21 protein-coding genes are annotated in these 22,259 nt (G+C 74.8%); 11 read left to right on the top strand and 10 right to left on the bottom strand.

All coding sequences use genetic code 11. The annotated features are described in order from the left end of the window. Positions 1-73 precede the first annotated feature (73 nt). Genes ACQPYX_RS00795 through ACQPYX_RS00805 form a run of 3 tightly spaced genes read left to right on the top strand, consistent with a single transcriptional unit; the run spans position 74 to position 2,174 of the window. The gene (locus ACQPYX_RS00795; RefSeq protein WP_433801016.1) at positions 74-649 is read left to right on the top strand and encodes a phosphatase PAP2 family protein; all 576 of its coding nucleotides are present in this window, start codon (positions 74-76) and stop codon (positions 647-649) included. Then, positions 646-1,680 carry a decaprenyl-phosphate phosphoribosyltransferase gene (locus tag ACQPYX_RS00800; protein ID WP_433801017.1) on the top strand — a complete coding sequence of 345 codons (1,035 nt, stop codon included), beginning with the start codon at positions 646-648 and terminating at the stop codon, positions 1,678-1,680. The genes ACQPYX_RS00795 and ACQPYX_RS00800 overlap by 4 nt, the downstream gene beginning before the upstream one ends. A 32-nt stretch (positions 1,681-1,712) precedes the next feature. Then, positions 1,713-2,174 carry a GtrA family protein gene (locus ACQPYX_RS00805; RefSeq protein WP_433801018.1) on the top strand — a complete coding sequence of 154 codons (462 nt, stop codon included), beginning with the start codon at positions 1,713-1,715 and terminating at the stop codon, positions 2,172-2,174. Here the strand turns inward: ACQPYX_RS00805 and ACQPYX_RS00810 are convergent. The 4 genes from ACQPYX_RS00810 to ACQPYX_RS00825 form a co-directional block, all read right to left on the bottom strand. After that, positions 2,134-2,601 (bottom strand): FHA domain-containing protein, encoded by a 468-nt coding sequence (locus tag ACQPYX_RS00810; RefSeq protein WP_433801019.1) that lies wholly within the window; start codon positions 2,599-2,601, stop codon positions 2,134-2,136. The two genes, ACQPYX_RS00805 and ACQPYX_RS00810, sit on opposite strands and share 41 nt — an antisense overlap. Continuing rightward, positions 2,598-3,842, bottom strand: coding sequence for a PP2C family protein-serine/threonine phosphatase (locus ACQPYX_RS00815; protein ID WP_433801020.1), 1,245 nt, complete (start codon positions 3,840-3,842; stop codon positions 2,598-2,600). The genes ACQPYX_RS00810 and ACQPYX_RS00815 overlap by 4 nt, the downstream gene beginning before the upstream one ends. Next, a complete protein-coding gene (locus ACQPYX_RS00820; protein WP_433801021.1) occupies positions 3,839-4,876 on the bottom strand; it encodes a protein kinase domain-containing protein in 1,038 nt (345 codons plus the stop codon). Before ACQPYX_RS00820 ends, ACQPYX_RS00815 begins: the two co-directional genes overlap by 4 nt. A gap of 80 nt (positions 4,877-4,956) precedes the next feature. After that, positions 4,957-5,394, bottom strand: a complete 438-nt coding sequence (locus ACQPYX_RS00825) for a VOC family protein (RefSeq protein WP_433801022.1) — start codon at positions 5,392-5,394, stop codon at positions 4,957-4,959. Positions 5,395-5,615: 221 nt separating this feature from the next. Here ACQPYX_RS00825 and ACQPYX_RS00830 point away from each other — a divergent pair, with 221 nt between their 5' ends. The 3 genes from ACQPYX_RS00830 (at position 5,616) to ACQPYX_RS00840 (ending at position 8,454) form a co-directional block, all read left to right on the top strand. After that, a complete protein-coding gene (locus ACQPYX_RS00830; protein ID WP_433801023.1) occupies positions 5,616-7,532 on the top strand; it encodes a heparin lyase I family protein in 1,917 nt (638 codons plus the stop codon). A gap of 133 nt (positions 7,533-7,665) precedes the next feature. Beyond that, on the top strand, positions 7,666-8,025 hold the full coding sequence (locus ACQPYX_RS00835; RefSeq protein WP_433801024.1) for a hypothetical protein: 360 nt from the start codon (positions 7,666-7,668) through the stop codon (positions 8,023-8,025). A gap of 51 nt (positions 8,026-8,076) precedes the next feature. Then, complete coding sequence (locus ACQPYX_RS00840; protein ID WP_433801025.1) at positions 8,077-8,454, top strand: hypothetical protein; 378 nt, start codon at positions 8,077-8,079, stop codon at positions 8,452-8,454. A 126-nt stretch (positions 8,455-8,580) separates the two neighbouring features. Here ACQPYX_RS00840 and ACQPYX_RS00845 read toward each other — a convergent pair whose 3' ends face one another. From ACQPYX_RS00845 to ACQPYX_RS00860, 4 genes are all read right to left on the bottom strand, one after another. Further along, the gene (locus ACQPYX_RS00845; protein ID WP_433801026.1) at positions 8,581-9,432 is read right to left on the bottom strand and encodes a polysaccharide lyase; all 852 of its coding nucleotides are present in this window, start codon (positions 9,430-9,432) and stop codon (positions 8,581-8,583) included. Further along, on the bottom strand, positions 9,429-11,045 hold the full coding sequence (locus ACQPYX_RS00850) for a peptide chain release factor 3 (RefSeq protein ID WP_433801027.1): 1,617 nt from the start codon (positions 11,043-11,045) through the stop codon (positions 9,429-9,431). The genes ACQPYX_RS00845 and ACQPYX_RS00850 overlap by 4 nt, the downstream gene beginning before the upstream one ends. Positions 11,046-11,308: 263 nt before the next feature. Beyond that, positions 11,309-12,271 carry a TIGR03557 family F420-dependent LLM class oxidoreductase gene (locus ACQPYX_RS00855; protein WP_433801028.1) on the bottom strand — a complete coding sequence of 321 codons (963 nt, stop codon included), beginning with the start codon at positions 12,269-12,271 and terminating at the stop codon, positions 11,309-11,311. A gap of 19 nt (positions 12,272-12,290) precedes the next feature. After that, positions 12,291-12,572 carry a PASTA domain-containing protein gene (locus ACQPYX_RS00860; RefSeq protein WP_433801029.1) on the bottom strand — a complete coding sequence of 94 codons (282 nt, stop codon included), beginning with the start codon at positions 12,570-12,572 and terminating at the stop codon, positions 12,291-12,293. Between the two features lie 197 nt (positions 12,573-12,769). Here ACQPYX_RS00860 and ACQPYX_RS00865 point away from each other — a divergent pair, with 197 nt between their 5' ends. The 3 genes from ACQPYX_RS00865 (at position 12,770) to ACQPYX_RS00875 (ending at position 16,359) form a co-directional block, all read left to right on the top strand. After that, positions 12,770-14,263 (top strand): alpha/beta hydrolase, encoded by a 1,494-nt coding sequence (locus tag ACQPYX_RS00865; RefSeq protein ID WP_433801030.1) that lies wholly within the window; start codon positions 12,770-12,772, stop codon positions 14,261-14,263. Positions 14,264-14,516: 253 nt separating this feature from the next. After that, positions 14,517-15,710, top strand: a complete 1,194-nt coding sequence (gene nhaA, locus ACQPYX_RS00870) for a Na+/H+ antiporter NhaA (RefSeq protein ID WP_433803648.1) — start codon at positions 14,517-14,519, stop codon at positions 15,708-15,710. 214 nt (positions 15,711-15,924) lie between these two features. After that, positions 15,925-16,359 (top strand): Asp23/Gls24 family envelope stress response protein, encoded by a 435-nt coding sequence (locus ACQPYX_RS00875; protein ID WP_433801031.1) that lies wholly within the window; start codon positions 15,925-15,927, stop codon positions 16,357-16,359. Here ACQPYX_RS00875 and ACQPYX_RS00880 read toward each other — a convergent pair whose 3' ends face one another. Further along, on the bottom strand, positions 16,360-16,524 hold the full coding sequence (locus ACQPYX_RS00880) for a hypothetical protein (protein ID WP_433801032.1): 165 nt from the start codon (positions 16,522-16,524) through the stop codon (positions 16,360-16,362). A gap of 105 nt (positions 16,525-16,629) precedes the next feature. Here ACQPYX_RS00880 and ACQPYX_RS00885 point away from each other — a divergent pair, with 105 nt between their 5' ends. After that, on the top strand, positions 16,630-17,940 hold the full coding sequence (locus tag ACQPYX_RS00885; protein ID WP_433801033.1) for a lipopolysaccharide biosynthesis protein: 1,311 nt from the start codon (positions 16,630-16,632) through the stop codon (positions 17,938-17,940). Further along, positions 17,937-18,647: a class I SAM-dependent methyltransferase gene (locus tag ACQPYX_RS00890; protein ID WP_433801034.1), complete on the top strand. Its 711-nt coding sequence runs from the start codon at positions 17,937-17,939 to the stop codon at positions 18,645-18,647. Before ACQPYX_RS00885 ends, ACQPYX_RS00890 begins: the two co-directional genes overlap by 4 nt. Before the next feature lie 4 nt (positions 18,648-18,651). Here ACQPYX_RS00890 and ACQPYX_RS00895 read toward each other — a convergent pair whose 3' ends face one another. Continuing rightward, complete coding sequence (locus tag ACQPYX_RS00895; protein ID WP_433801035.1) at positions 18,652-22,125, bottom strand: arabinosyltransferase domain-containing protein; 3,474 nt, start codon at positions 22,123-22,125, stop codon at positions 18,652-18,654. Positions 22,126-22,259: the final 134 nt, after the last annotated feature.

The following is a 22,259-nucleotide window of genomic DNA, read 5'->3' on the forward strand; positions in this document are numbered from 1 at the left end:
CCCGCGGTCGGCGCGGCCCCTGCCTCGGTGGGGGGCGCGTGTCAAGGCCCGCGTAGCATCGGAGCGCAATCGAATGCTGCGCCGAGGAGGACGTGTGCTCGACCGGGCACCCGGGGGAGTCGACGAGGCCGGGCTGCTGGTCGCGGTCCAGCGCCGCATCGACCACCCCACGGTGGTGCGTGCCGCGCGGGCGATGTCCCTGTTCGGTGAGCACGCCGCCGGCTGGTTGGCCCTCGGCGCCGCGGGCGCGGCGCTCGACCCCGCCCGTCGTCGTACCTGGGCCACCGCTGCCGTGGGCGTGGCCGGGGCGCACGGCGCCTCGATCGCGGTGAAGCGGGTGGTCCGCCGGCGACGCCCGCACGACCCGCGGATCGCCGTGCACGTGGGCACCCCGAGCCGGCTGTCCTTCCCCTCCTCGCACGCCACGTCGACCACCGCGGCGGTCGTGCTCTACGCCGGCCTGCTGCGTCGCTCCGGCGCCGAGGGGCCCCTCACCGCCGTGATCCCGGCGATGGCGCTCTCCCGCCTCGTGCTGGGCGTCCACTACCCGACCGACGTGCTGGCCGGAACCGCCCTCGGAGCCGCGTGCGCCCTCGCGACGCGCCGCGTGATCGAGCGGGGCCGACTGGGCCGCTGGAGGACCCGATGACCACGTCCCAGGAGAAGGCCGCCGCCCTCCCCTCCGAGCCCGCCGCCGAGGAGGTCGTCCTCGACGAGAACCGCGAGCCGGAGGACGCCCCGGAGGACACGGCGGTCCCGGTGCGGCGCACCGGGCCGCTGGCGGTGCCGCTCGGGCTGCTCAAGACGATGCGGCCCAAGCAGTGGGTCAAGAACGTCCTCGTCTTCGCCGCCCCCTTCGCGGCGGGCCGGCTCGGCGAGTTCTCGGTCTGGATCCAGGTCCTCGTCGCCTTCGCGGCGTTCTCGCTCGCCGCGTCCGGGGTGTACCTGGTCAACGACGCGCGCGACGTCGAGGCCGACCGGGCGCACCCGAAGAAGCGGTTCCGCCCGATCGCGGCCGGGATCGTGCCGCCCGCGGTGGCCTACGGGACCGCGGTGGTGCTCTTCGCCGGGGCGATCGCGCTGAGCTTCGTGGCCTCGCTGGACCTGGCGATCGTCGTCGTGGTCTACGTGGTCGTCCAGCTCGCGTACTGCCTGTGGCTCAAGCACGAGCCCGTCATCGACGTGTGCATCGTGAGCTCCGGCTTCCTCATGCGCGCCATCGCCGGCGGCGCGGCCGCGTCGCTGTACCTCTCGCCGTGGTTCCTGCTGACCATGGCGTTCGGCTCGCTGTTCATGGCCTCGGGCAAGCGGTACGCGGAGATGCGGCTCGCCGAGCGCACCGGAGCCAAGATCCGCAAGTCGCTGGAGCGCTACTCCGCCTCGTACCTGCGGTTCGTGTGGTCGCTCTCGGCCACCATCGTGATCCTGGCCTACTCGCTGTGGGCCTTCCAGATCGGCGTGCAGCCGGTCCGCAACGCCCTGCCGACCCCGCCGAGCATGTGGGCGATCATCTCGGTGGTGCCGTTCGTGGTGGCGATCCTGCGCTACGCGGTCGACGTCGACGGCGGCAACGGCGGGGAGCCCGAGGAGATCGTGATCAACGACCGGGTGCTCCAGGTGCTCGGCCTCGCCTGGGCGGTACTGCTCTTCCTCGCGGTGTCCACCTCGGCCGTGCACTGAACCGTGCGCGCCGCGGGTACGGACACGGCGACATGACCAGGACCCTCGCCGCCCTCGTGCGCTACGCCCTCGTCGGCGTGGTCAACGCGGTGACCTACTACGCGGTCTACCTGCTGGCCCTGCGCGAGGTCGGCTACCTGACCGCCCACGTCCTCGGGCTCGGCGTCGCGATGATCGTGTCGTTCTTCCTGAACTGCCGCTTCACCTTCCGGCTCCGCCCGTCCTGGCGGCGGTTCGTGCTCTACCCGGCGTCGCAGGCGGTGAACATCGCGGCGACCACGGTCGGCGTCGTCGCGCTCGTGACCCTCGGGGTGGACGAGCGCATCGCCCCGCTGGTCGCGTCCGTCGCCGCGGTGCCGGCGAGCTTCCTCGCCGCGCGCTTCGTCCTCGCCCGGGGGCAGCGGCGCGCGGTGGTGGTCCCGGCGGCCGAGGCCGACCCGGCGACCCTGCGGCTCAGGCTCGATCCGCTGCGTCGTCCCGTCGCCGGACGGTGATCGTGGTCCACGCACCGACGTGGATCGTGTCCCCGGAGCTCAGCGGGACCGGCGCGCCCGGCGTCAGGGCCTCCGCGCCGTAGTTCACGGTGGTGCCGTTGGTGGACCCGGCGTCGAGGACCACCCAGCGGTCGTCGCCGACGGACAGCAGCACCGCGTGCAGGTGCGAGACGCCCGGGTCGCGCGGCGGACCGGTCAGGTCGATCCCGGGGTCGTCCGGGGACGGGGCGGGACCGGCCCGCTCCGCGGCGCCCGCCTCGTCGGCCACCGGCCGCCGCCCGATCGCCACCTGCTCGCCCGCCAGCTCGACGGTGAACTCCCGCGGCTCGCGCGGGAACTCCGGGACCGGTGACGACCCGTCGTCCCGCGCGCGCACCAGCTCGTAGTGGTCCCGGTCGGCCCAGACGCGCGCGGTCCAGCGCGTCACGCCGACCCGTCGGGTGGGTCCACCGTCGACTCGGCGGCCGGGTCGCGGCGGGCGTCGTCGTCGGGGTCGAGGGGGATGAGGATGGGACCGGTGTCCTCCCCGCCCGAGCGGGTGTCCCACTCGTCGCCGTCGGCCGGGTCGAGGGGGACGAGCGCGACGGTCGCGTTGTCGTAGCCGCCGTCGGCCAGCGCCGCGTCGACGAGGGCCCGGGCGTCGCCGAGCACGTCGGCCGCGCCACGCCCGGAGGCCAGGACGGCGGCGAGCCGGTCGGCGTCGGGCACGTGGTTCCAGATGCCGTCGCTGCACAGCAGCAGGAAGCCGGGCCCGGCGGGCCGGAAGCGGCGGGCGCGCGCGGGCCCCTCGGGCGAGTCGTAGCCCAGCCAGCGGGTGAGCACGTGGGCACGACGGTCGGCGTGGGCCTGCTCGCGGCTCATCACCCCGGCGGCGGCGATCTCCTCGGCCCACGAGTCGTCGGTGGAGAGCAGCTGCGAGGTGCCGTCGCCGGCGAGCCAGTAGATGCGGCTGTCGCCCACCCAGGAGACGACGGCCGAGCCGCCGCGGGTGACCGCGCCGGTGTAGGTGGTGGCGGGCGGGTCGGCCGGGTCGCCGTGGCGCACGAGGTCCGCGGCGGCCTCGGCGGCCGCGCCCGCCCCGGTGGCGGCGAGCTCGTCGAGGCCCAGCGACCCCCGGGCGGTGATCCGCGTCAGCACCGCGGCGACGCAGGCCTCCGCGGCCGCGAGCGAGGCCTCGTCGCCCCGGCGGGCCGAGGCGACCCCGTCGCACACGGACGCCACCAGCACCTCGCCGTCGGCGGTCGCGATCCGGCCCAGCGCGCAGGCGTCCTCGTTGCGCCGGCGCCGCAGGCCGCGGTCGGTGACGGCGGCCGCCGGGCCGAGGCGGAACTCCACGTGGTCGCGCACCGCGGGACGCCGCGTCCCGCAGCGCCCGCACACCACGTCCTGGGCCTCGTCGACGCTCGCGCCGCACTCCGGGCAGTCCGCGGTCTCGATCTGGTTGCGCGTCGCCTCCAGCACCGCCCGCAGGTCGGTGTGCTCCCCGGCGCTGCCCGCGGGGCCCACGGACTGCACGGGCACGCCCCCGGTGGGGTCCGGGTCGTCCGGGTCCGCGGTCACGGGGTCGTGGGTGGTGGCGGAGGTGGCGTCGGGGTCGCGATCCGGGCCGCCCCGAGCCGGGTCGCCGGGGCCGTTCGTCGGGGACGGCGGCGCGGAGGACTCGGTCACGGCGGGCAGGCTCCTGTCTCGGACTGGGACGGGCGGGACGGCGGCGCGGGTGAGCGCAGGGAGCCATCTTGGTGCACGAGGTCCACGGCGTCCGCCACGCCCACGCCGTGATCGACGGGTTGCCCCGGGAGGGTGGTGCACGCCGGGCCCCGCTGCAGGGCGAGGACGAGGTCGCGGGCGAACTCCGCGACGTCGGGATGGCGCAGGCCGGGCTCGACCGCCGTCGCCCGGCGGACGACCGCGTCGAGCACCGACGGCTCCCGCGGCGGCCCGAGGTGGGGCAGCACCGGGGCGCCCAGCAGCACGTCCAGCGACCGGCCGAGGGCGAAGACCTCGGAGGCCACGGACGGGCCGGCGCCGCCCGGGGCGATCTCGGGGGCGAGGAACCCGTCGGTGCCCCACACCGCACTGGTGCGGTCGTCGGCGCGGCGCAGCGACCCGAGGTCGACGAGCACCGGGCCGCGCGGGGTGAGCAGGACGTTGGCGGGTTTGAGGTCGGCGTGCAGCAGCCCGAGCGCGTGCAGGTGCGCGACGGCGGGCGCGATCGCGGTGAGGATCCGGACCGCCTCGGCCGGGGGGAGCGGCCCGCGGGGCGGCGTGCCGTGCAGGCGGTCCAGGACGAGCCGCGTGCCGGCGTGGTCGAGGACGTCCCGCACCCCGACGAGCGCCGGGTGCGGACGGCCGACCAGCGCGGTCGCGGCGGTGCCGTCGTCGCGGACGCGGGCGAGCACCACCTCGTCGTCACGGTCCTCGTCGTGGGCCCGGTACAGCCACGCACCGCCCCGGGCGAGGACGTCGAGCACCCGGTAGCGGTCGGCCAGCACCGTGCCGACGGCGAGGTCGGGGCGCAGGTCGAACCCGCAGCGACAGGCCGGGCACGTGCCGGTGAGCCGACCCGGTCGGCCGTCGCGCCCGCGGCCGACCGGGGCGTGGCAGTCCGGGCACGTGCGCCGCGACTCGGGCAGGAGCACGGCCGGATCGGTGGGGAACGGCCCCGCGTCGCGGACGGGGGTGCGCAGACGGCTCGACCGCACTCGTCCGTCCACCCCGTACCTCGCTCACCCGACGCCACCCGCAGGCGGTCCGGAGAACGATACCCCCGCCGCGCCACCGCTCAGTCGAGGCAGAACTCGTTGCCCTCGGGGTCGGCCATGACGATGTTGCCGCCGATCAGCGGCGGGTCCGGCTCGACGCGCAGCAGCCGGGTGGCGCCGTGTCCGACGAGACGCTGCGCCTCGGCCTCGAGCGCGGCCATCCGTTCGTCGCCGGTGAGCCCGGGGGCGGCGCGCAGGTCGAGGTGCACCCGGTTCTTCACCGTCTTGCCCTCCGGCACCCGCTGGAAGAACATCCGCGGCCCCCGGCCGTCCGGGTCGACCGCCGCGGACGCGTCGTTGCGCCGCTCCGGCGGGACGCCCCACGCCTCGAGGGCCTCGTCCCACGACCCGAACGGTGGCGGGGGTGCCTGCACCTCGTAGTCCAGCGCCGCCGCCCAGAACGTCGCGAGCGCGCCGGGATCCTCCGCGTCCACCGTGACCTGCACCTCGAGGCTCATGCGCGCCATGGTGGCGCGCGGCCTCGGTGGCAGGAAAGCGTCGTCCTGCCCCCTTGATGGCAGGAAAGCGTCGTTGCTGTCGCCCGGTGACAGCAACGACGCTTCGCTGCCACGGGGGGAGGGCCTGACGGACGGCGGTCGCGGGCCGTGTGGCATCGTCGTCCGGCACCGCCCGATCGGGGGAACGGCGGTGGCCCCGCCGGTCGCCACTCGAGGAGCCCATGAGAACGCGCTGGGTCCTCCCGCTCCTCCTGGTCGCGGCCCTCCTCGGCGGCGCCGCGCCCGCGCTCGCGCAGTCCGCCCCGCCGCCGGTGCCACCCGCCGGGGCCGGCGCCTTCGTCCCCCTGCAGGCCGCCCGGCTCTTCGACTCCCGCGTGCCCGCGAAGGTCGTCGACAAGGGCTTCACGACGGCCGGTCCGCTCGGCCCGGGGCAGACGGTCTCGATCCCCGTGGCCGGGCGCGGCGGCGTGCCCGACACCGGCGCGGGCACGGTGGTCCTTAACGTCACCGGCACCACGCTGTTCGGCTCGACCTACATGACGCTGTGGCCGCAGGACGCCCCGCGGCCGCCGACGTCGACGCTCTCCCTCGCGCCCGACGTGCCGGTGACGAAGACGATCGTCACCAAGCTGGGCGGCGGCGGTGCGGTCAGCCTGTTCAACGTCACGGGGGTCTCCGACGCGACCGTCGACGTCGTCGGGTGGTTCCCGGAGAACTCGCCGCTCGCCTCCGGGGTGCCGCAGCGCGTGCTGGACACGCGCGCGGAGGGCGCGCTGCAGCCCGGCGAGCAGCGGCGGGTGCAGGTCGACGGCCGCGGGTTCGCACCGGCGCCGCCCGGCTCGGCGGTGCTGCTCTCGCTGACCGCGACCGACGCCGCGCAGCCGACCACGGTCTCGGCCTGGGGCACCGGCGGCCCGAAGCCGTTCGCGCCGCAGCTCACCCTCGTCCCCGGCGACACCCTGCCGAACATGACCATCGTGCCCGTCGGCGACGACGGGTCGATCACGGTCGCCAACCAGGCCGGCACGGTCGACCTGCTGGCGGACCTGGTCGCGGTGGTGCCGGCGCCGGTCGGGCGGGCCGTGACCCCGGCGCGGCTCTACGACAGCCGGACGCCCGACCCGGCCACGGCCGCCGTCGGGACGGGACCGCTGACGCCGGGCCAGATCCGCACGGTCCCCGTCCTCGGTCGCGCCGGCGTCCCGGCGACGGGCGTCTCGTCCGTGCTGCTCAACGTCACCGGGCTCGGGCCCTCGGCGAACGGCGCGATCGGCGTCTGGGGCGCCGGACCACCCCCGACGACGTCGGCGGTGGTCGTGCCCGCCGGCGCGGTGCGGCCCGGCTTCGCGGTGGTCCCGGTGAGCCCCCAGGGCACGATCCAGGTGGCCGACGCCGGCTCGGCGATGCACGTGGTGCTCGACGTCGTCGGGTTCCTCGCGGGCACGCCGGGCGCCGGTCCGGCCGCTCCGACCACGGTGCCGGGCGGCCCGGCGCCGGACGGCGGGAAGCTGCTCTGGCAGGCGGACTTCGCCCGCGGACTCGCGAACTACCGGTCCACGCCCTGGAACACGGTCAGCGCGGCCGCACCGGGCGTGGTGGCCTCGGCGCTCGGTCCGGCCCTGCAGGTGACGATGCCCGGCGGCGGGCAGCGGGCCGAGCTGGAGCCGAACTTCCGGTCGCTGCGCAACGGCGACGACCTGTTCTTCGGCTTCTCGGTGACCCTGGCCCCGGGGTTCCCGGCGGGGACGGACGACTGGCAGGTCATCACGCAGTGGAAGAACGACGGGACGGGCTCGCCCCCGCTCTCGGTCAAGGTCGGCGGCGGACAGTTCCAGCTCGACGGTGGGTTCGACCGCGGGGCGCCGTTCGAGATCCCGATGGGTCCGGCCACCCCGGGTCGGGCGCAGCAGGTGGTGGTGCACGTCCGCTTCGCCGAGGGCGGCGGGTCGGTGGACACTTGGGTCGACGGGCGGCAGACGATCCGCGGGTTCCGCCCGCCGGCCGGCACGCTCTACCCGGGCACCACCAGTTACCTCAAGACCGGCATCTACCGGAGTACCGCCATCGGCCAACCGGGCACGCTGTTCTTCGACGACTGGCGGATCGGGACCAGTTACGCGGCGGCGTACCCGCGCTGAGCGGGGGGTGGCGTCGTCCCCGACCATCCGGTTTGCCATGCTGGCCGGACGCGGGCCCGACCGGGTCCGGCCGCATCGCAATCGCTTGCGCGCCGAGCCGGGCGGCCCGAGACGTCGGACGCACGGAGACGCAGTGACCTCATCGACCCCCGCACCGGGCACCCCGTCGACCGGGAACGCCCCGGCGGAGCCCACGCGCGGTCGCCACGGCACCCCCGACCCGACGGACCACACCGGGCCGTCCACCGGCACCACCTCCGGCGCGCCCTCGGACACCACGTCCGACGCCGCCTCGGGCGGGGCGAGCTCGGACCTGTCGCGGGCGGCCGACGAGGCCGAGCGCGCGCTCGCGGAGATGGCGAAGGCCGCCGAGCGGGCGGTCGCCGAGGCCCACGACGACGGGCACACGGCCGTCGCGAAGGGCTACGAGGAGGCCCGGCGGGCCGCCGCGCAGGCCTACGAGCAGTCGTCGGCCCGGGCCGGTCGTCCGTAGGACGCGCGACGGGTGCGCGGAGGGGGCCGCGGGGTGGGCGTCCAGACCAGGGTGACCGAGCAGGGAGTTCTGCTCCGGTTCACCGGGCGTGATCGGTTCTACGCGTTCCGCAGTGGTCTGTTCCTGCCGATCGACCGCGTCCTCGGCGCTCGCACGCTCGGTCGCCGGGACGCCGTGGTGGCCAGTCCCCGCGTGCACCTGCCCGGCGTGAGCGTGCCCGGTCTGCTGCGCGCGGGGACCTACGGCGTCGGCGAGCGCCGGCAGCTGTGGATGGTGCACGCGGCGACGACGCTGCTGGCCATCTACCTGCGGGGCGAGCCCTACCACCGGGTGGTGGTGGAGGTCGACGACCCCGACACCCTCTCGAAGATCATCAACGACGCGATCCCGCCGCGCGGACTCCCCGCGGGTCGGCGCCCGACGGCCTGAGCCGCCGCACCCAGCCCCACCCCGCCCCACCCGGACCGAGCGAACGGCACTCTCGCAGCATCTATGTGCGCGAGAGTGCCGTTCGCTCGGTCCGGGGGGTCCGGGGGGGCCGGGGCGACGACCGGCTCAGCCCTTCGGCCCGACCAGCGCGGACGCGGACTCGTAGCTGTCGGCCACGCGGGCGTCGACCAGGAACAGGTTCGCGGTCTGGGAGATCGCGGAGTCCCGGTAGATGCCGGTCTTGAGGTAGGAGTCGTCGCCCTCGTAGCGCGTGCCGCCCGGCGGCTTGTAGCCGGTCAGCCGCTGCTGGCCGTTCTGCCAGACGTCGACCGAGGCCTTCTGCGGGTCGGTGGAGAAGACGATGTGCACGACGATGTCGGTCTGGCGCCCGGTGAGGGCGGGCCCGATCGGCACCGAGAAGTAGTTGCCGCCCGGGTCGTCGCCGCCCGCGCCGCCGTCGAGCTTGAACTGGCCGCCCTCGACCTTGACCTCGATCGGCGGGCTGCCCTCCCCCGAGTTCTTCCACTGGGCGAGGACCTGCCAGCCCTCGGCGTTCACCGGGAAGTCGGAGGGGAGGTTCCACGCGAAACCGAACCAGGCCTCGTCGCCCTCGCGGTAGAACTTGATGTTCGGCTCGAGCTCGCTGCGTCGCCCGCCTCCGGGGACGGTGAACTCGAGGGCTTTGGCGCCGCTCACGCCGGGCGCGTCGACCAGCTTGGGCGCGGGCGCCCCGTCGTTGTTGTACGGCGTGTCGCGGAAGTTGCGCAGCGGGTCCGGCCCGGACAGCGACGCCTGCCAGATGGGCGGCGGCACGGTGGCCGGGTCGGGCGCGCCGGTCAGGGGCGGCGGCTCGCCGGTCGCGGCGACGCCGGGTGCGGTGCTGCCCGACCGCGACGGTTCGTCGGTGGAGCACCCGACGACGACGCCGGCCACCAGCAGCAGGGACACCGCGGCACCGAGCAGGCCGTGTGCCCTCACTGGCCCGACCCCTCGGCGATGAGCGGTTCCAGCGTCAGCGACGGCTGGTTCTGCACGACCGCCTGCAGGCGCCACTTGTGCGGGAAGAGCGCGAGCAGCTCGCCGTCGGTCCGCCGGGTGAGCACCTCGATCCCGATCGCCCCCTTCAGGGCCTCGACGCCCGCCGCGTCGGTGCGGCGGGCGATCGTGTAGTCGAGACGTTCGAGCTTGATCGGCGCCGAGAACTCGTCGGCGAGCCGGGCCGCGACCACCTCGAACTGCAGGGGGCCGACGGCGGCCAGCACCGGCGCCTGGTCACCGCGCAGGTCGGAGGACAGCACCTGGATGACGCCCTCGGAGTCGAGCTGCTCGATGCCCTTGCGGAACTGCTTGGTCTTCGACGCGTCCGCCACCCTCGCCACGGAGAAGTGTTCGGGCGCGAAGCTCGGGATGGTCGGGAACGTGACCGGCTTCTCCGCCCACAGGGTGTCGCCCGGGCGCAGCGCGTTCGCGTTGACCAGCCCGACGATGTCGCCGGGGAACGCCTCGTCGATGGTCGACCGGTCCCGGCCGAACATGGCCTGGGCGTACTTCGTCGCGAAGGGCCGGCCAGTGGCGTCGTGGGTCAGCACCATGCCGCGCTCGAAGCGCCCGGAGCACACGCGGACGAAGGCGACCCGGTCGCGGTGCGACTTGTCCATCGAGGCCTGGACCTTGAACACCAGACCGGAGAACGGCGCGTCGATCGGCCGTTCCTCGCCGGCGGCCGACGGCCGGGGGGCGGGCGGGGGCGCGAGCTCGACGAGCGCGTCGAGCAGGCGGGCGACGCCGATGTTCGACAGCGCGGCCCCGAACATGACCGGCGTCGCGGTGCCCGCGTGGAAGTCGACCGGGTCGAAGTCGGCGCCGATCTCGCCGAGCAGCTCGAGCTCCTCGGTGGCCCGCTCCCAGTCGACGCCCTCCTCGGCGGCGGCACGGTCGGCGTCGAGGATCTCCTCGGCCGCCTTCGACGCCCCGTGCGCGGCGCGGGTGAAGCGGCGCATCGTCCCGTCGGCCCGCTCGACCAGGCCGTGGAAGTCGCCGGCGATGCCGACCGGCCACGTGATCGGCATGGGCCGGAGCCCGATCCGCTGCTCGACCTCGTCGACCAGCTCCAGCGGCTCGCGGCCGGGACGGTCCCACTTGTTGACGAAGGTCAGCACCGGCACGCCCCGCGCCCGGCAGACGTCGAAGAGCTTCAGGGTCTGCGGCTCGAGACCGCGGGCGGCGTCGAGGAGCATCACCGCGGCGTCCACGGCGGCGAGCACCCGGTAGGTGTCCTCGGAGAAGTCGCCGTGGCCCGGGGTGTCGAGCAGGTTGATCACGTGGTCGCGGTAGGCGAACTGCAGGACGGCGCTGGTCACGGAGATCCCGCGCTCGCGCTCCATGTCCATCCAGTCGGACGTCACGCCCTTGCGGCCGCCCTTGCCGTGCACCGCGCCGGCGGCCGAGATGACCTCGGCGTGCAGCGCGAGCGCCTCGGTGAGCGTCGACTTGCCGGCGTCCGGGTGGGAGATGACCGCGAAGGTGCGCCGACGGCGGGCCTCCACGGCCGGTGCCCCGTCCGGTCCCGCCTGCGGGGACGTGACGGTCATCGTCCGACCCCTGGTCCTCGTCCCCCGACGCCCGTACCCATCGTCGATCAGATTACGGGGAGGAGCCGTGTGGCCGTCGTTCGGGGGACTCGACGGACCACTGGTTCACTCGGCGCCCCGGACGGGCCGCCGGGCGGATCACACCCGCGTCGACTTCAACCGTGCCCGCACACAGGGCACACTGCTCCACGGACGGACCGCCCGGTTTGTGCGCCGTCCCGCGGCGGCCGGCCCTCCCGGGGGGAGAGGGCCGGTCGTCGCCGTCACGCGCCCAGGGCCCGCACCTTCTCGATCAGCCCGTTCGCGGCGTGCTCGAAGAAGCCGTCCACGTCCGGGCCCGCGTTGATCAGCGCCAGGTGGTCGTAGCCCGCCTCGGCGAACGGGCGCGCGGTCTCCACGTGGTGGTCCATGTCCGGCCCGCAGCCGAAGTTCTCCGCCATCACGTCCGCGGTGACCAGGGCGGTGGCCGCGTCGAAGTTCACCGGGTTGGGCAGCTCGGCCTGCACCTTCCAGCCGGTGATCCCGAAGCGGAAGAGCTTCCGGGCCGACTCGGCGGCCTCCTCGACCGTGCTCGCGTAGGACAGCGGCACCTCGGCGTAGGTCGGGCCGTCGCCGCCCTGGCCGCGGTAGGTCTCCACCAGGTCGCCGCGGGGCTCCGTGACGAACAGGCCGTCGCCGAGCTCGGCCGCCAGCGCCGCCGCGCGTCGACCGCCGGCGGCGACGACGATCTTCGGCAGCGTCTCGGGCAGGTCGAAGACCCGCGCGTCCTCGAGGGTCAGGTGCCGGCCCTCGTAGCTCTGGTAGCCGCCCTGCCAGAGCAGCCGGATGATGTCCAGCGACTCCCGGAACATGCGGTGGCGCACGTGCACCGCGGGCCAGCCCTGCCCGACGACGTGCTCGTTGAGCCGCTCCCCCGCGCCGACGCCGAGGGTGAAGCGTCCCTCGGCGAGGATCTGCGTGGTGGCGGCGGCCTGGGCGATCACGGCCGGGTGGTAGCGGATGAAGGGGCAGGTCACGCCGGTCGCGAGCTCGATCCGCTCGGTCTTCGCGGCCATGGCGGCGAGCATCGACCACGCGAACCCCGAGTGCTGCTGCTCGGAGACCCAGGGGTGGAAGTGGTCGGAGATCTCGACGAAGTCGAATCCCGCCTGCTCGGCCAGCACGCACTGGCGGACCATCTCGGTGGGCCCGTAGCCCTCGGCGATGAGCTTGTATCCGATCCTCACGGGTCGGGGTGCCCGAAAATCAGGCGTTCGCCCCGGCTCCGTCGAGCGGCTTGTCGGGCTCGATCCGCGGCATGTTCCCGCCCCCGTCGTCGTCGGGCTCGACCCAGATCGTCACCGGCGCACCCGCCGGGACCTGGAAGCCCGCCTTCGGGTCCTGGTCGGTGACGGTCCCCGAGACCGTCGGCGGCGTGTCGGGGTCGGGGTCGACCGCGACCACCCGCGAGGCGATCGCGAGCTCGTGCGCGTCGGCGGCGGGCAGTCCGACCAGGGCCGGGACCAGCACGAGATCGGGTTCGCCCATGGGCCGACCGTAGCGCCTCCCCGAGTGGCAGCGAAGCGTCGTCGCTGTCGGCCAGTGACAGCGACGACGCTTCGCTGCCACGGCGGGGCCCCTTCCCGACCACGGGTCGCGCGGCCCGTCAACCGGGCGTGCGGTTGGATGCCGGGCAGGGTCGGCCCTGGCGGGGGTCGTCTGGTCGGGGTATGAGGAGTGGCGCGGTGGCACCAGGACGCAGGACCGGACGGGTCAGACTGCTGGGCGCGCTGCTCGCCGGGGGGCTGGCCCTCGCGGGCTGCACGGGTGGGAGCCCGAGCGCCCCGCCGCTGCAGTCCTCCACGGGTCCGGCCGCGCCGACGTCCTCCGCCGCCCCGGCCGCACCCGCCACCCCGCTCGGCGCGCCCGCGCAGTTCGTGCCGTGCGACGGGACGTTCGAGTGCGCGCAGATCACCGTGCCGGTCGACTACCTGACCCCCACCGGCCCGACGATCACGATCGGCATCGTCCGCCAGCGCGCGGCCGACCAGGCGACGAAGCTCGGCGTGCTGCTCGTGAACCCGGGCGGGCCCGGTGGGTCGGGCATCGAGACGGTGGAGAGCGGCCAGGTCCCGGCCGCCGTGGCGTCCCGGTTCGACGTCATCGGCTTCGACCCGCGCGGGGTCGGGCGCAGCGTGAACCTCGCGTGCCCGGTCGGGCCGGACACCCCGTACTACGGCGACCCGGACCCGGGCGACCCGGCGGGCGAGGCGTCGACGGCCCAGGCGGTCGAGCGCTACGACCAGGCGTGCGGCGACGCGTACCGCCAGCTGCTGCCCCACCTCGGGACCCGTGACGTGGCCCGCGACATGGACTCGATCCGCACCGCCCTCGGCGAGCAGCAGATCTCCTACCTCGGCTACTCGTACGGCACGTCGATCGGCCAGGTCTACGGCGAGCAGTTCCCGCAGCGCGTCCGCGCGATGGTGCTCGACGGCGTCGTCGACGTGACCCTGCCGGGCCTGGACCCGAGCCAGGCCGAGAGCTTCGAGAACTCGCTGCGCCAGTTCGCCGCCGACTGCGCCTCCCGGCCGGACTGCGAGGCCGGGCCGGACGCGATCGGCATGCTCGACCGGGTGCGGGCGCGGGTGGAGGCCTCGCCCCTGCCGGTCGCCGGGATGTCGCCGCTGTCGCCGGGGCTGCTCGAGCTCGGCGTCGTGCTGCCGCTGTACTCGAAGCAGAACTGGCCGACGCTGGCGAAGGCGCTCAAGGCCGCCGACTCCGGCGACGGTGCCCCCTTCCGGCGGCTCGCCGCGCGGTACTTCGAGGGGTCGAACTCCGACACGTACAACGCCGTGACCTGCCTGGACAATTCGTGGCCCCGCAACCGCGAGGACGTGTTCGCCCAGGCCCGCGCCGCCGAGCTCCGGGCGCCGCACTTCAGCGGCAACGTGCTCGTCTCCGGTCTCACTTGCGCGGACTGGCCGGTGCCGCAGGATCCGCTGACCCCGCCGACCGGCGCCGGCCTGCCCCCGGTGCTCATCCTCGGCACCACCAACGACCCGGCGACGCCGTACGCCAACAGCCAGAACCTCGCCCGGCGCCTGCCCGGCTCCGCGCTGCTGACCTACCGCGGCGACGGGCACACCGTGTACGGCCAGGGCGTGACGTGCGTCGACGACCAGGTCAACCGCTACCTGACGACGCTCGCGCTCCCGGCGCCGAACGCGATCTGCTGACCGGCCCCGTCGGCAGCGATGGCACAGCGCCGGCACCTGACGTCGGGGTGGCGCCACTCGCACATCGCCGACGAGACCCGACGAGGCCGGTAGGGTCGGCAACGGTGTGCCGGGAAGTCTGGTCGGCGGTCGTCAACGCCTGCCCGGGAGAAGCCTCGTGACCGAACCCGCCGCCACCCGGCGCCGTGACCTGATCCGGCGCACCCGCACCGGCCGCCTGTTCGTCCCGCCCTCGCCCGGCGAGTCCTCGCGGATGGGCGAGATCCTCCGCAAGGAGACCGTCGGTGGCGCCCTGCTCATCGGCGCCGCCGCCCTGGCGCTGATCTGGGCGAACACCCCCTGGCGGGACGCCTACACCGGTCTCGCGGACCTCACCGTCGGGCCGTCCGCCCTGCACCTGGACCTCTCCCTCGCGACGTGGGCGGCCGACGGCCTGCTCGCGATCTTCTTCTTCGTCGCGGGCCTGGAGCTCAAGCGGGAGTTCGTCGCGGGCGACCTGCGGGAGCCGGCGCGCGCGGTGCTGCCGGTGGCGGCGGCGGTCGGGGGCATGGCGGTCCCGGCCGTCATCTACACGGTGATCAACCTGGGCAACCCCGACGGCCTCGTCGGGTGGGCCGTCCCGACCGCCACCGACATCGCCTTCGCGCTCGCGATCCTCGCCGTGATCGGCCGCGGCCTGCCGACGGCCTTGCGCACGTTCCTGCTGACGCTCGCCGTGGTGGACGACCTGCTCGCGATCACGATCATCGCGATCTTCTACACCGCCGACCTCGCGGTCGGCCCGCTGCTGCTGGCGCTGGTCCCGCTCGCGATCTTCACGATCCTGGTGCAACGGCGGGTGCGGTCCTGGTGGCTGCTGCTGCCGCTCGCGGCCATCACCTGGATCCTGGTGCACGAGTCCGGGGTGCACGCCACGGTGGCCGGTGTCCTGCTCGGCTTCGCGGTCCCGGTGGTGCGCCGGGCCCCGGGGGACGGCCCCGGCCTGTCGGAGCACTTCGAGCACCGGTGGCGCCCGATCTCGGCCGGCGTCGCCGTGCCGGTGTTCGCCTTCTTCGCCGCCGGGGTCACCGTCGTCGGGCAGTCCGACCTGGCGGCCACCTTCGTCAACCCGATCACGCTCGGCGTGGTCGCGGGCCTCGTCGCGGGCAAGGCGATCGGGGTGACCGGGGCGGCGTGGCTGGTCCAGCGGTTCACCCGGGCCCAGCTCGACGAGTCGCTGCGGTGGGTCGACGTGTTCGGGCTGGCACTGCTCGCCGGGATCGGCTTCACGGTGTCGCTGCTCATCGGTGAGCTCGCGTTCGGGGGCGGGACCGCGGCCGACGACCACGTCAAGGTCGGCATCGTGGTCGCCTCGCTGCTCGCCGCGCTGCTGGCCACGCTCGTGCTCCGGCTGAGCGCGCGGCGGCGGGACGCCATCGACGGAGACGCCGCGTCGACGTCGGGCTGACCGACGTCAACGAGCCGTCAACACGGTGTCGGGTAGTGCCGGGAGGCGCCATCGTCGGGGACGTGACCGACCTCCCCGGACTCCTGCTCGTCCTGGCCTACGTCGTCCTCGCGCTGCTCGCGGCGCGCGCCGTCCTCCGCCGGCGGTCCTGAGCACCCACGATCGTGCTCCGCGGCGCCGCACGAGCGTGCACGCGAACGGGTACACCGGGCGCATGACCGCAGCGACGCCCCCGCCCGTGAACCCCCTCGACCCGACCGCCGTCACCGGGACCACCGAGGTCCTGCCCGCCGTCGTCCAGAAGGTGGTCGCCTACGCGACCCGCGAGATCCCCGGCATCGCCGGGCTCGGCGGCACCACGGCGCGGGCGGTCGGCGCCGTGCGCCAGACCCTGACCGGTTCCACCGAGAACGTGGCCGGCGTGCGGGTCGAGATGGACGGCGACACCGCCGTCGTCGGGCTCGACGTCGCGATCGAGTACGGCGCCGGGGCCCGCGAGCTGACCCGGGCGCTGCGTCGTCACGTGCCCGAGGCGGTCGACCAGATCGCGGGCGTCCGGGTGACCGAGCTCAACATCGTCGTCACCGACGTCGTCCTGCCGGGCGCCGACGTGGAGGACCCGGCGGCGCCGCCCGCCGCGACGGTCTGATCAGCCGGGAGCGACGCCGCGGAGGAACTGGATCAGTGAGTTCCCCGCCGACGCGAGGCTGTCGAGGATGCCGTTCACCGTCCCGGCAGCCGTTCCCGGTGAGCTGATGATCCAGAAGACGACGAGGATCGCGACGAGGATGCCCACGACCTTCTGAACGTTCACAGCGTTACCGTACCCATACAGAGGGTGGAGGACACAGGGGTCCCGACCCCGGGTCACGCGGATGGTCGAGAGCCCTCGGCAACCAGGGCGAGGCCCGGGGGGCACGTGGAGCACCAGTATCGTCCTGTCATCAGCACCACGACCGATCCGCCCCGTTCCCAGCCGCGCGAGGGCCCGGGCGCGCGGCGTCTCGTCGGGTCGGCCGGGCTCGGCGTGGTCGTCTCCGGGCTCCTCGTCAACGTCTACCTCGCGGTCGTCGCGCGCGGGCTGACCCCCGCCGAGTACGCCACCTTCGGGGCCTTCTGGGCGCTGGCCCTCGTGCTGGGCTTCGGCCCGTTCCTGCCCCTCGAGCAGGAGCTCGCCCGCCGCCTCGCGATGCGGGAGTCCCGACGACGGGTCCTGGTCGCGGGGGCGGGCACCGCCGCGATCCTCGGCGGACTGGCGCTCGCCGTGCTCGCGGCGGCCTCGCCGCTGGTCTGGACCTCGCTCGACGCGCACGCCAACGCCTTCGCGGCGCTCGTCGCGCTCTGCGTCGTCTCCGGCGGCCAGTTCCTCCTGCGCGGCGTGCTCATCGGCACCGACCGCCTGGTGCGCCACGGCGCGGTGATGGTCCTCGACGCGCTCCTGCGACTGGGGTTCGCCGTGGTGCTGGTGGTCCTCGGGACCGATCGCGCCGCGCTGTACTGCTGGGCCCTCGTCGCCGCCATCGCGCTCGCGCACCTGCCGCTGATCCCGGCGGCGTGGCGGCGGGCCGAGCGCCAGTACCCCGAGCCGGGATCGACCGACCACTCCACCCGGACGCTGGCGACCGCCGCGCTGCCGCTGCTCGTGGGCTCGGTCTGCGCCCAGCTGCTGCTCAACGGCCTGCCGGTGGTGGTCGTCGCGCTCGCCGAGGGCCCCGCCCAGGCCGCGGCCGGCGTGTTCGTGGCCGCCTTCACGATCGCGAAGGCCCCCCTCTCGATGGTCGTGCCGCTGCAGTCGGCGGTGGTGCCGACGCTGACCCGGCTCCTCGCCGCGGGGCGCCGCCGCGAGGTGGTCCGGTTGCTGAGCCGCGGCGCGGCCGGGCTGGTCGCGCTCGCGGTTGTCGGGGTGCCGCTGGCCTGGTGGATCGGGCCGCCCCTGGTCCGTCTCATCTTCGGCTCGGCCTACCGCATCGACGGCGTCGAGCTGGCGATCATCGTCGCCGGCGTGCTCGCCCACGTCGGGCTGGTGGTCGTCACCCAGGTGCACGTCGCCCGGGCGCGCCACGTGGACGTGGCCCTGAGCTGGCTCGCGGGCCTCGTCGTTGCGGGCGCGACGTTCTGGTTCGCTCCGGGCGTCGTCGTGGCCGGCGAGGTGGCCTTCGGCGTGGGATCCCTGGTCGGCGCCCTGGTGAGCACCCTCCTCCTCGCACGCGGAACCGGGAGACGGCGATGACCTTCGAGCCCCACCAGGGCGAGGCCGAGCACTACGACGCGGCCTACTACGACGCCAACGGGCAGGCCGGCGACCGGCCCGCGCTCGGCTACTACACCCGCCTCGTCGGTCGCTACTGCGACGGCGGGCCCTACCTCGACTTCGGCTGCGGCACCGGCCACCTCGTACGCCGGCTCTCCGCCCTCGGCGAGGCCGCGGGCTTCGAGCTCTCCGACTGGTCGGCCGCCGCGGCCCGCCGCAACGCCCCCGGCTGCACCGTCACCACCGCGGTCGAGGACCTTCCCGACGACGGCTTCGGCGCGCTGACCGCGATCCACGTCCTCGAGCACCTCACCGACGACGTCGTCGAGGACGTCCTCGCGACCTGGCGGCGCATCCTGCGCCCGGGCGGCCAGGCCCTCGTCGTCATGCCGGACCCGGCGGGGCGCGGCCGCGCGCTCGCGGGCCCGGACTGGATGGGCTACGCCGACCCGACGCACATCAACCTCAAGCCGCACGCCGAGTGGCGCTCGGTGCTCGTCGACCACGGCTTCACCGTGGAGCGCGAGGGCACCGACGGGCTGTGGAACGTCCCCTACTCGCGCCTGCCGAAGCTCGTCGACGCGGCCCGGTACGCCGTGCCGGCGTTCGCGCAGTTCCTCTCCGGCCGGATGGTGCTGCGGCCGGGCGCGGGCGAGTCGTCGATGTTCGTCCTGCGCGCGCCCTGAGCGGCTACTGCGTGAGGCCCGAGACCACCCGCGAGCCCGGCTCGACCGTGTAGCGGTCGCTTGGGTACGGCTGCTCGAACAGCATGAGCAGCACGTCGTCGTCGACGTCGGGGAAGTCGTGAAACCGCGTGCGGAGCTCGGTGACGTCGGCCTCGCGGTAGGCGTTCCCGACGATGCCGCCGTTGGCCGGCTTCGCGACGAAGTCGGCGAGGGCGGAGCCCCGGGTCTCGCCGTACCCGAGGAAGCCGTCCATCGTCTGCGTGATGCCGTCCTGCTGGATCGGTTGGGTGATGCAGGGGAACAGGAAGGCGTTCTCCCAGGCCACGGTGTAGACCCCGGCGCGGGGCAGGGCCGACGCCATCGGCGCCCACCGCTGGAACAGCGGCGCCGAGAAGGCGAGCCAGCCGCCGACGTCGGTCGCCCCGTCGGTCGCGGTGAGGCGCACGAGGGTCGCGTCCGCGGGCGCCGTCTGCGCCTTCGTCACGTCGAGCGCGCGCCAGTCCGTGCCGTCGCTGGTCTCCTTCACCGGCCGGACGCCCAGCGACTGCACCCCGCCCGGACCGGGCCGGCCGAACTCGGCGGCGAGCGTGTTCCCCTCGCCGATGCGACCGGAGATCTCGGTGGTGATGGCGACGTCGTCGGTGTTGCCGGGCGGGAGCCGGTACCAGCCGGTGGTGAACGACCCGGTCCGGGCGTCGGGCGATCGTCCGGGCGAGGGCGCCTGGAAGCTGCCCCACACGGTCAGGTCGGGCGCGAGGTCGGCCGGCGGCGGGCTGCTCGTCAGGTAGGCGTCGCGGGGGAAGGCCGAGGTGGCCGGGTCCTCGTCCGCCGGGGGCACGGGGACGAGCGGCGCGAGCGGGAACCGCTCCGGGGTGAGCACGTCGATCGCCTGCTCGGCCCCGCAGCGGGTGGCCGCGGGGTCGCGCCACGCGTCGCCGGCGGGGGAGTAGGTCGTGGCCGTCCGGTCCACGGCGAGGGCGAAGTCGGCGATCGTGCGCGTCGTCGTGGCCGCCATGGCCAGGACGCAGAGCAGGGGGATCGCGACGAGCAGCGACCACGGTCGCCAGCCCCTGCCCCGGAACGTCGTGACGAGCGCGACGAGGAGCGTCAGGACGACGAGCAGCACCGCCCAGTACTGCGGCTGGTCGAAGTAGAAGCCCTTCACCGAGGGGTAGTCCAGCCACGAGGGCTGGCCGAGCCCCCACATGAAGGCCCAGCGGTTGCGGCCGTGACCGGACAGCGCGATCACCGCGATGGCGGCCGCCGCGGCCGCGAGGATCGCCGGCACGGGGACGCGGCCCTTCCCGGCGCGCACCGAGTCGCGCACCAGGCCGGGCGCCGCGACCAGCAGGAGGGCGAGGAACGGGGCGCCCACCCCGACGATCGCGCCGAAGTGGTGCGACGGCTTGGACGGGGTCGGCAGGAGCAGGACGAAGGCGAGGATCGTCGACCAGCCCACGAGCATGAGCCGGGACGGCACGGGGAGGTCCCGCACCCGCGCGACGACCGCCGTCACGAGGAACCAGACGATCGCGAGCAGGCACAGCAGCACGGTGATGCGCTTGGTGTAGGTCCCGAAGCGGGACGTCTCGTCGAGCAGCAGGGCGTAGCGCTGGAACTCGAGGTACCAGGTCTGCGCCCGCTGGATCGGCGCGAAGATCGCCTGCGAGCGGGCGAAGTCGCCGAACGTCCCGTCCGCGAAGCCGAACACGGCTCCGATCGCCCCGGGCGCGATGACCACCAGGAACCGCGGGGGGATCTCCCACCAGTGCGCGGAGCGCTCCCGGATCAGGCGCCACGCGGTGGGCGCCGCCGCGAGTAGCGGGGCGAGGCAGATGAACCCGGTCGGCGCCGTCATCAGCCCGATCGACCCCACGCCGACCGCGACCGCCAGCAGGTCCAGGCGGCGCCGCTCGACGCCCTCGGCCACCAGGGCGAGCGCTCCGGCGGCGAAGACCGCGGTGTAGGGCTCCGGCCGGGTGCCGACGTCGTAGGCGAGCCACCACGTCAGGAAGGCCACGCACAGGGTCACCCGCGAGGCGAGGGCGAGCCAGCGGTGCTCCTTCCACGGGTGCGTCAGCCCGGGGCAGCGGGCGACGAAGGCGCGGATCGCGATCCAGGTCAGCAGGCCGGCCACCACCGACGGCACGCGCAGCGCCACCGGGGAGAAGCCGGCCTGCTGCTGCCACCAGGAGAGGAGGTAGTACGGCCAGGAGAACGGCGTGAACCCCTGGTTGTAGAGCTGGTAGTAGTTCGCGACGTAGCCGGCGTGCGGCACGTTGGCCGCCATCGCCGAGTAGTACCCGTCGTCGTCGGTCAGCGGCGCCAGGTAGAGCCAGGACCAGAGGACGACCACGACGACGGCGTCCACGAGCCGGGGCCGCCAGGTCGAGAGCCGGGCGAGCAGGACGCGGTCGATCCGCGCCCACCAGGGGGTCGGGCGCAGCCCGTCCGGGGCCCGGTCCCGGCGCTTGCGGCGGGCGAGCAGGATCGAGGCGGTCGTCGCGAGCCCGCCGAGGACCACCGCGACGATCGCCGCGGTGATGAGGGCGTGCTTGAACGGGGTCGGGGTGCTCGCGTAGCGGTCGTCGGCGCTGATGCTGACCGCGAGGTCGTCGGGCCGGGCCCCCGGCAGCGTGGTGAGCGAGGTCGACAGCGCGTCGACGTCGGGCAGCGCGCTGATCGGCTTCGGGTCGGGCAACGAGTTGGGCGGGACGTTCTTGGTCTCGTCGGGGTCGGCCTCGCCGAACCGGGGAACGAGCCGCCCGAGGTCCCGCCCGTCGCGGTCGACCTGGACGGCCGCCGCGTCGCCCCGCACCTGGTAGGAGCAGTCCCCGGCGGGCAGCGGCTCGGCCACGATGTCCTGGCCCGCGCTGCGCACGGTGAGCGTGTCGGCCCGGACCCGGATCGCGAGCGCCGTGTCGTCGAACCCACCCGCCGTCGGCGCCATCGTGGTGAGCACGTAGCCGTCGGGCGTGGCCCCGGCCTCCCGGGCGGTCCGGCAGCTGAAGCGCACCGAGAACGACTCCGGCTGGTAGGCCGTGAGCATCAGCATCGTCGACTCGGGCCGGTTCACGTCCAGCGGCCACCGGATCTCCGGGGCGTTCTGGACGACGGGTGCGAACGGCAGCAGCAGCCCGCACACGACGGCGACCAGGGCCGACACGACGGCGACCACGCGCGCCACCAGCAGCCCGTCGAGGCCCCAGTCCGCCGGGCCCCAGCGGTCCGGGCGGTCGTCGTCGGGGGTGAAGGCGTCCCGCGCGGAGGTGCCGGAGCCCTCGGAGGTCTCGGGCGTCTCCGTCGCCGACGTTCGGCTCTCCGGGGGCAGGCGCTCGGTCTCGGCGTCGAGCGCCGCCCGATCGCCGCGGGGGACGAGTCGCACCGTCGCGAGCGTGCGTCGCAGCAGGCGCAGCGGGGTCGTCGTCGTGCTCCCCGACCGCGGCTCCTCGACACCCCGATCGGTGTCCTCGCCCACTGCTGCTCCGTCCCGCCGCCGCCCGGTCACCGAGACGCTAACAACCAGCGCGTCGGGCTCGTCGTGAAGCCACGCGGGAGCCGATCCTGACTACGCTCGCGGCCGACCGTGTCACCCGGAGGAGGGTCGGCTGA

It is taken from the genome of Actinomycetospora sp. CA-084318 (assembly GCF_050955885.1).
Taxonomy (GTDB): Bacteria; Actinomycetota; Actinomycetes; order Mycobacteriales; family Pseudonocardiaceae; genus Actinomycetospora.

Coding starts and splice junctions, on each gene's coding strand:
- nhaA (WP_433803648.1), top strand. CDS start 14,517: ATGGGCGAGATCCTCCGCAAGGAGACCGTCGGTGGCGCCCTGCTCATC.
- ACQPYX_RS00805 (WP_433801018.1), top strand. CDS start 1,713: ATGACCAGGACCCTCGCCGCCCTCGTGCGCTACGCCCTCGTCGGCGTG.
- ACQPYX_RS00890 (WP_433801034.1), top strand. CDS start 17,937: ATGACCTTCGAGCCCCACCAGGGCGAGGCCGAGCACTACGACGCGGCC.
- ACQPYX_RS00850 (WP_433801027.1), bottom strand. CDS start 11,045: ATGACCGTCACGTCCCCGCAGGCGGGACCGGACGGGGCACCGGCCGTG.
- ACQPYX_RS00825 (WP_433801022.1), bottom strand. CDS start 5,394: ATGAGCCTCGAGGTGCAGGTCACGGTGGACGCGGAGGATCCCGGCGCG.
- ACQPYX_RS00830 (WP_433801023.1), top strand. CDS start 5,616: ATGAGAACGCGCTGGGTCCTCCCGCTCCTCCTGGTCGCGGCCCTCCTC.
- ACQPYX_RS00860 (WP_433801029.1), bottom strand. CDS start 12,572: ATGGGCGAACCCGATCTCGTGCTGGTCCCGGCCCTGGTCGGACTGCCC.
- ACQPYX_RS00875 (WP_433801031.1), top strand. CDS start 15,925: ATGACCGCAGCGACGCCCCCGCCCGTGAACCCCCTCGACCCGACCGCC.
- ACQPYX_RS00795 (WP_433801016.1), top strand. CDS start 74: ATGCTGCGCCGAGGAGGACGTGTGCTCGACCGGGCACCCGGGGGAGTC.
- ACQPYX_RS00800 (WP_433801017.1), top strand. CDS start 646: ATGACCACGTCCCAGGAGAAGGCCGCCGCCCTCCCCTCCGAGCCCGCC.